The following is a 7,188-nucleotide window of genomic DNA, read 5'->3' on the forward strand; positions in this document are numbered from 1 at the left end:
CCCAGGTGGGCACGGGGCCGGACGGGCGCCCCCCCGTGTCGTCTGAGTGCGGCTCGACAGCCCGGGTGCCGCGCCGGGTTCGGCCGCCTGCGCCGGGCCGAGGGCGAGCCGGGCTTTCGCTGAGCGCCCGGCTCAGCGGTGGTTCGCTTCGAGCACCGGTTCGCTGCGGCGCTGCGGAGCGAAGCAGTTCCAGCCGAGGAAACCCAGTGCCAGCACCAGGTAGCTGTTGCCGATCACGTGGTCCCACGGCGACCAGGCCAGCTCCCGGAAGTCGTCGGCGGGCACCAATGAGTGGGGCGCGATGATGAAGATCGCGACGACGGCGGCCAAGCCTGCCACCGCGCGCGGTGTCGTGGCCCGGGTGGCCAGCACGATCGTCGCGGGGACGATCCAGACCCAGTGGTGCGACCACGAGATGGGTGAGCACACGAGGATGGCGGCGGCGTTGAGCAGGAACGCCACCGGTTCGTCGGCCCGGCGCATGGCCGCGACGGCGACCAGCAGCGCGGCGAGCGTCCCCACCGCGACCAGCGCGAGCGTCGGGGTCGGCGCCAGCGCGAAGCGGTGCACGGCGCCTTGGATGGTCTGGTTGGTGGCGAAGATCGAGCCGCTCATGCCCGACGCGCCGGTGAGCCCGCCGTGGAACCAGTACTTCAGCGAAGCCCCGGGCGCGACCGCGAACCCGATCGCGCCGGCCGCCACGAAGCTCACGAGTGCGGTGCCGGCGGCGCGGAAGTCCTTCTTCAGCAAGAAAAACAGCAGGAAGCCGGCTGGGGTGATCTTCACGGCCGCCGCAAGCCCCACCAGGACCCCGCGCGGCAGGCGGGTCCTGGGTCCCAGGCAGTCGACCACGACCAGCGCCATGAGCACCAGGTTGACCTGTCCGAACCACAGCGTCTCCCGCACCGGCTCGAACGCCAGCGACGCCGCCCCGGCCACCACCGCCGTCAGCACCGCGGTGGCTCGCGCGGCCCGCGGCCGCACCACGACGTAGATCGTGATGCCCAGCGCGGCCAGCGAAAGCCCCAGCATCGCGGCAGCCGCCACCGGGGTCGGCACCGCCGAGGGCAGCAGGAACAGGACGGCGGCGAACGGCGGGTAGATGAACGGCAGCGACATCCCCACCCGCGTCGGCGGCAGCGGGCCGTAGGGATCATGGCCGTGGGCCAGCGCCAAGGCACCGAACCGGTAGACCTCCAGGTCGACCGGCCACAACGTGCACACTGCGGCGACCACCCCCGCCGCGACCACGACCGCCCCGGCCACCAGCGCCACCACCGCCCACCGGCGGCTCGCGGCTTCGTCCAGCAGGCCCTTCAGCACTCCGGCCGGTGTCGCCTGCCCCCCTCGGAACGTGATCACCCCGTGATCATCCACGGTGCGTGATCGTTTCACCGAGTCGGGGGGTCGATCGTCACGCTCCGCAGCGTTGCCCCGGGTCCGCCGGCGTGGTGAACAATGGCCCCCGGACGACCACGACTAGGAGAACCCGTGCCCCTTCGCGTGCTTTTCTGCATCGGCATCAACCAGAACTTCTTCGACCTGCCGACGGACGGGATCACCACCGGCGCCGTCTGGCAGGCCTTCGTGTCCATGATGGACCAGCTCAAGGCCCTGCCGGGCATCACCTTCATCGGCGACTTCGACGACGACTCCCACCAGGTCGGCCCGTCCGACGGCTGGCCGTGGACCAGCTACCTCCTCGCCGACGCCGACACCCAGGAAACGGTCAAGGCCGCCTGCAACCTCTTCCGCACCACCCCGGTCGGCGACGGCGACGCGAAGCTGTGGCGCTTCGCGAAGGTCGAGGCCCGCATCGGCCGGGCGCTCACTGTCCGCGAGGACGTCGAGCTGCCCGGCTGAGCCGGTCTGGCCGGTTCAGGCCCCGACCAACCGGTGGACCGAACCACTGCTGCTCGGCACCCAAGCGTCCGGAAACGCCGTCGCCAGCGCCTGCTGGGCGCGCCAGCCCGTGCAGTGCCCGGGGGCGACCAACGTCGGCGACAGCCCGGCCAGGGCGGCCACCGTCGGCGCGATGGTCGCCTCGAAGGCACGGCCGCCGAGGTGCAGGCCGCCGACCAGTGCGTGCAGGCGGTCCACACCCGTGAGCCGTTGGGCCTGCTTCACGATGTTGAGCGCGCCCGCGTGGCCGCAGCCCGTGAGCACGACGAGGCCCTGGCCGCGCAGGTGGACCACGAGCGCCTGGTCGTCGATCACGGTCGGGTCGTGGCGCCACGCGCCGTCGAACCAGGCCTCGTGGGACGGGGGCATGCCGCGTTCGAAGTCGGTGGTGCGGGCGACCTCGCCGGTGATCAGGACGCCGCCGCCGGCCAGGAGGGTCGGCTCGCGGCGCTCGATGACGTCGAAGCCCTCGTCGGTCAGGGCCGCCTTGCTCAGCGTGGGGAGCTCGAACACCTCGCGGCCCGGGACGACCAGCCGGCGCCTGGTCCAGACCTGCGGGTGAGCCAGCACCGGTAGGCGGTCGCGCCCCAGCCGGCCGATGAGGCCCGCCAGCCCACCGGTGTGGTCGAAGTGGCCGTGGCTGAGCACGACGGCCTCGACCGCGGACAGGTCGGCGCCGAGGCGGTCGGCGTTGGTGATCATCGCCGACGGGGAGAGGCCGGTGTCGAACAGCAGCGTGGTCTCCTCGGTGCCCTGGCGCACCGTGACCAACGCGGAGAACCCGTGCTCGCCGAGCAGCCCGACCTGGGTGCGGCCGCCTTCGAACTGCGGCGCGGCCTGGCTCGCGCGGCCGAACGTCTCCCGGGTGGTGAACGGGCCGTCTTCCAGGAGACCGTCGTACACGTTGTCGACGAGCGTGGTGATCCTGACCTCGTCGACGGGTGCCGGCTCCGCGTCGACGCTGTGCTGTTCGGAAATCATCACGAGTGCACGTGACCCGCGGTGGAGTCTTCGAACAGCTTCATCGCCAGCAGCCCGTGCGCGACCGCGCCGCCGCCCCGCACGGCGCCGGCGATCAGCACGGCCTCCGCGAGCTCGTCGGAGGTCACCCCCTGCTCGCGCGCCGCCGCCGTGTGCACGTCGAGGCAGTAGGCACACTGGGTGGTCAGCGCGACGGCGATCGCGATGATTTCGCGGAAGCGGCGCGGGATCGCACCGTCTTCACGCGACACCACATCCTGGTAATCCATGAATTTCTTGAATTCACCGGGGGCCGATTTCTTCAGTTTCGCCATGTATTTCATGTCCGCGGGTTCGCTGTACGCCATGACTCCATGCAATCCCCCGACCACTGCGCGGTCAAAGACCGATTCGCTCAGCCAGGTCTTGTTCCTGATATAATGCCTGGTCGTGGACCTGAGGCAGCTGCGGTACTTCGTCGCGGTGGGTGAGGAACTCAGTTTCGCGCGGGCGGCTACGCGGCTTCGGATGTCCCAGCCGCCGCTGAGCCAGCGCATCCAGGAGCTCGAACGCGAACTCGGCTGCTCACTTCTCGACCGTTCGGTTCGCCCGATTCGGCTCACCGATTCCGGTCGCATTCTGCTCGACGAAGCCCGCGATATCCTGGAACGAGTCGACCGCGCCGAAGCCCGTGCCCGTTCCGCGGGACAAAGCCGCATTGTCACGATCGGTGTCGTTTCGGAGGCCGTGGCGGGTTTCGTCACCACCCTCAGCGGCCATTTCCGCGACGCGCTGCGAGCGCGCTACCCCCATTTGTCACTGCGCGTGCGCGTGCAGGGCATCACGAGCCCGGCCGCGGGCCTGCACACCGGCCAGTCGGACATCGCGATCACCCGCCTGCCGTTCGACACGCGCGGCATCGCCACCCACTCCCTGGGCGACGAACCGCTGGTCGCGGCCCTGCGTTCCGACGACACCCTCGCGCAGCGCACCGAACTCGAACCCGGCGAGCTGCGCGATCACCTCTGGTGCCGGCTCCCCCGCGACGCCGACCCGCTGTGGCGCGAGTACTGGCTCGGCTCCCCCGGTTCGTCCGGCCACGACCGGCCGGGGCCGGTGGTCCACTCCCTCGCCGAGTACATCCAGTGCGTGGCGTGGGACGGCGCCGTCGGCGTGCTGCCCCACAGCGTCGCGCGGCTGTACCCGGGGGCGGGGGTGAGTTTCGTGCCTCTGGCCGGACATCCGGACAACCACCTGGTGCTGGCGTGGCCGATCGACCGGGCCGACAAGGTGGTGCTCGACGTCGCGGAGGCGATCGCTTCGGCCGCGGCCGAGCACGGCGCGGCGTTTTTCCGGTCGCTGCGCGAACGCGGCTGAGCCGGCACGTCAGCGACCCCGGCGCGACCCGGCCGCCGTCACCATGCCCAAAGCCAGATCTGCGTAGTACTCGCCGAGTTCCTCGGGCGAATCCGCCCCGTCGAGCCGGTACCACCGCACCAGGTCGACCCCGAGCGACAGGATCGCACGCACCAAGCGGTGCACGTCGACGTCCGGGAAGGCGCCGGCCTCGATGCCGGCGGTGAGCGCGTCGTGGAACACCGACGTCGAGCGGCGGCGCAGTGCGACGATCACCTCGTAGTGTTCGGCGGTCAACGCACCCAGTTCGTATTGGCTCACCCGCGCCGCGACGTGGTGGCGGGCGTGCCAGGAAACGAACGCCGCGACGAGGCCCCGCAGCTGTGCGGCGGCGTCGTCGAGGGGCGCGACGTGGTTCAGCACGTCGAGTGAACTCTTGTGCCCGGTGCGGGTGATCTCGAAGAGCACTTCCTCCTTGGAGCTGAAGTGCACGTACAACGCCGCGGGCGAGAGGCCGGCCGCGGCGGTGATGTCCCGGGTGGTGGTGGCGTGGAAGCCCTGGGCGGCGAAACACCGCACACCACCGGTGAGCAGGCCGCGGGCGGCCTTGCCGAAACCCGCGTCCCAGAGGTCGGGCGAGTCGTCAACCAGGTCGGGCAGGGCGGATCGCTGAGCGCCCATGAGGAACCTTTCCGTCGCGGCCCGGGAGGCCTTGCTCCGCCCCACGGGGGTGTGTATCGTCGCACACCACCAGCGAATATGACTAACCGCTTAGTCATATTCGCAGGTAGAGGTGCTGCCGCGATCACCGTCGATCGGGAGGAGGACACCGTGGACGTGTCCTGCGCGTTCCCCACCGCCCTGGACTCTCCGGAAAAAATCGCACTGGCCGAGCGACTCGGCTACCACCGGGCGTGGGTGTACGACACACCCCAGCAAAGCCCCGACGTCTGGATGACCCTCGCACTGGCCGCCGACCGCACCGAGCGCATCGGACTCGGCCCGGGTGTGCTGGTGCCGAGCCTGCGCCACCCCATGGTCAACGCCGCCGCCACGGCCACCCTCGCCGCGCTCGCGCCCGGGCGCGTGGCGGTCGCGTTCGGCACCGGGTTCTCCGGCCGTCGCGCGATGGGTTACGGCGCCGTGCGGTGGTCGTTCATGGAGGCGTACCTGCGCGCCTACCGCGGGCTGCTGCGCGGGGAAACCGTGGAGTGGGAAGGCGCGCGGATGCGGATGCTGCACCCCGAGGGCCACGCACCGGCCCGGCCGGTCGACGTGCCGATCCTCGTCGGCGCGTTGGGCCCCAAGGGGAACAAGGTCGCGAGCGAGCTCGGCGACGGCCTGTACGCCACGCTCGCCACGCCCGAGTTCATGAAGGACCACGAGTGGGTGCCGTTCCTCGAATGGGGCACCGTGCTCGACGAGGACGAGCCCACCGACTCCGAGCACGCCCGCGCGGCCGCCGGCCCCGGCTGGGCTCTGTCCTTCCACGGCGCCTACGAGTTCGGCGGCCCGGACGCGGTGCGCGCCCTGCCCGGCGGCGCGGAATGGCTCCAGACGGTGGAAAAGACGCCGGAGCAGGACCGGCACCTCACCATCCACTCCGGACACTGCGTCGGCCTCAACGACGCCGACTCGGCCGCCTGGCAGGCCGGCGGCCACACCACGCTGCGCGAGGTGACGCTGAGCGGCACCCGCGACGAGGTCCGCCGCAAGATCGACGACTACGGTTCGCGCGGCGTCACGGAGATCGTGTTCCAACCGTGCGGTCCCGACATCGAGCGCGAGCTCGAACGTTTCCTCGACGCCGCCACCCGCTGACCCGCACCCACCCACCGTCCACAGGGGAATCATGAGCCGCGAGACGACCACTGTCACAGAAGGACTGTCCTACCTGGAGTGCCCGCGCTGGCACGAGAACCGGATCTGGTTCGTCGATTTCTACACCTACCGCGTGTACTCGGCCGCCGAGGACGGCACCGACCTGCGAGTGGAGGCCGAGGTGCCGCAGCAGCCGTCCGGGCTCGGGTGGCTGCCCGACGGCCGGCTGCTGATCGTGTCGATGCGCGACCGGGTGCTGCTGCGGCGCGAGCCCGACGCCACCCTCGTGCCGCACGCCGACCTCTCCAGCCACGTCAAGGGTCACCCCAACGACATGGTGGTCGACTCGCGCGGGCGGGCGTTCGTCGGCGAGTTCGGCTTCGACCTCATGGCCGGCGCGCCGCTGGAATCCGCTTCGCTGCTGCGCGCCGATCCGGACGGCACCGTGACCACCGTGGCGCGGGATCTGTGGTTCCCCAACGGAAGCGTGGTCACCGACGACGGTGTGCTCCTGGTGTGCGAGACCTTCGGCAACCGGGTCACGGCGTTCGACATCGCCGAAGACGGTTCGCTGGCCGACCGCCGCATCTGGGCGCAGTTCGGCGACGTGCCCTCCGGTGAGGACCTGCCGGCCGCGCTCGCACAGGTGGTCGTCGGCGCCGACGGCTGCTGCCTCGACGCCGAGGGCGCCCTCTGGATCGCCGACGCCGTGGGTGCGCGGGTGATCCGCGTGCGCGAGGGCGGCGAGATCGTCGACGAAATCCCCACGGGCACCGGCGTTTTCGCCTGCATGCTCGGCGGCGCCGACGGCCGCACCCTGTACCTGTGCACCGCGCCCGACTTCGACGAGACCGCCCGCAAGAACGCCCGCGAAGGCCGCCTTGCCGCGGCCCGGGTGGACGTTCCGCACGCCGGACTGCCCTGAGCCGGGCGGCAGGCGAACTCCCGGAGGGACCCCGTGACGGAGGGTCACCAGTGGTGAATTCTTTTGACGACCCACCCCCGAGGCTTCGCCTGATCGAATGCTTTTCTCCGCGGACCCCGCCGGTCTAGTTGTTGCGGGGCATGACGTTGGTGTCGGCTGACGGGGCCTGAGATAAGGGACGGGTCTTTCGGCGGCAGGATGAGAAGTGCGACCAACACATCCGC

8 protein-coding genes are annotated in these 7,188 nt (G+C 70.9%); 4 read left to right on the forward strand and 4 right to left on the reverse strand.

Annotated elements, in window-relative coordinates; genetic code table 11:
* Window positions 1-132 precede the first annotated feature (132 nt).
* Window positions 133-1,362 (reverse strand): glycosyltransferase 87 family protein, encoded by a 1,230-nt coding sequence (locus ACWEOE_RS32595; RefSeq protein WP_452015969.1) that lies wholly within the window; start codon window positions 1,360-1,362, stop codon window positions 133-135.
* Window positions 1,363-1,491: 129 nt separating this feature from the next.
* On the opposite strand from ACWEOE_RS32595, the gene ACWEOE_RS32600 reads away from it, so the two are divergent.
* On the forward strand, window positions 1,492-1,863 hold the full coding sequence (locus ACWEOE_RS32600; protein WP_452015971.1) for a hypothetical protein: 372 nt from the start codon (window positions 1,492-1,494) through the stop codon (window positions 1,861-1,863).
* A gap of 15 nt (window positions 1,864-1,878) precedes the next feature.
* Here ACWEOE_RS32600 and ACWEOE_RS32605 read toward each other — a convergent pair whose 3' ends face one another.
* Together ACWEOE_RS32605 and ACWEOE_RS32610 are read right to left on the reverse strand one after the other, a co-directional pair.
* Complete coding sequence (locus ACWEOE_RS32605) at window positions 1,879-2,883, reverse strand: MBL fold metallo-hydrolase (protein WP_452015993.1); 1,005 nt, start codon at window positions 2,881-2,883, stop codon at window positions 1,879-1,881.
* Complete coding sequence (locus tag ACWEOE_RS32610; RefSeq protein ID WP_452015973.1) at window positions 2,883-3,230, reverse strand: carboxymuconolactone decarboxylase family protein; 348 nt, start codon at window positions 3,228-3,230, stop codon at window positions 2,883-2,885. The genes ACWEOE_RS32605 and ACWEOE_RS32610 overlap by 1 nt, the downstream gene beginning before the upstream one ends.
* An 82-nt stretch (window positions 3,231-3,312) precedes the next feature.
* Between ACWEOE_RS32610 and ACWEOE_RS32615 the strand changes: the two genes are divergently transcribed.
* Entirely contained in the window at window positions 3,313-4,239 is a 927-nt protein-coding gene (locus ACWEOE_RS32615; RefSeq protein ID WP_452015975.1) for a LysR family transcriptional regulator, read from the forward strand.
* Window positions 4,240-4,248: 9 nt separating this feature from the next.
* Here ACWEOE_RS32615 and ACWEOE_RS32620 read toward each other — a convergent pair whose 3' ends face one another.
* On the reverse strand, window positions 4,249-4,899 hold the full coding sequence (locus tag ACWEOE_RS32620) for a TetR/AcrR family transcriptional regulator (protein ID WP_452015977.1): 651 nt from the start codon (window positions 4,897-4,899) through the stop codon (window positions 4,249-4,251).
* 150 nt (window positions 4,900-5,049) lie between these two features.
* On the opposite strand from ACWEOE_RS32620, the gene ACWEOE_RS32625 reads away from it, so the two are divergent.
* Both ACWEOE_RS32625 and ACWEOE_RS32630 read left to right on the forward strand, forming a co-directional pair.
* Entirely contained in the window at window positions 5,050-6,039 is a 990-nt protein-coding gene (locus ACWEOE_RS32625) for an LLM class flavin-dependent oxidoreductase (RefSeq protein ID WP_452015979.1), read from the forward strand.
* 31 nt (window positions 6,040-6,070) lie between these two features.
* Entirely contained in the window at window positions 6,071-6,964 is an 894-nt protein-coding gene (locus ACWEOE_RS32630; protein ID WP_452015981.1) for an SMP-30/gluconolactonase/LRE family protein, read from the forward strand.
* Window positions 6,965-7,188: the final 224 nt, after the last annotated feature.

The sequence above is a fragment of the Amycolatopsis sp. NPDC004368 genome (assembly GCF_053602515.1).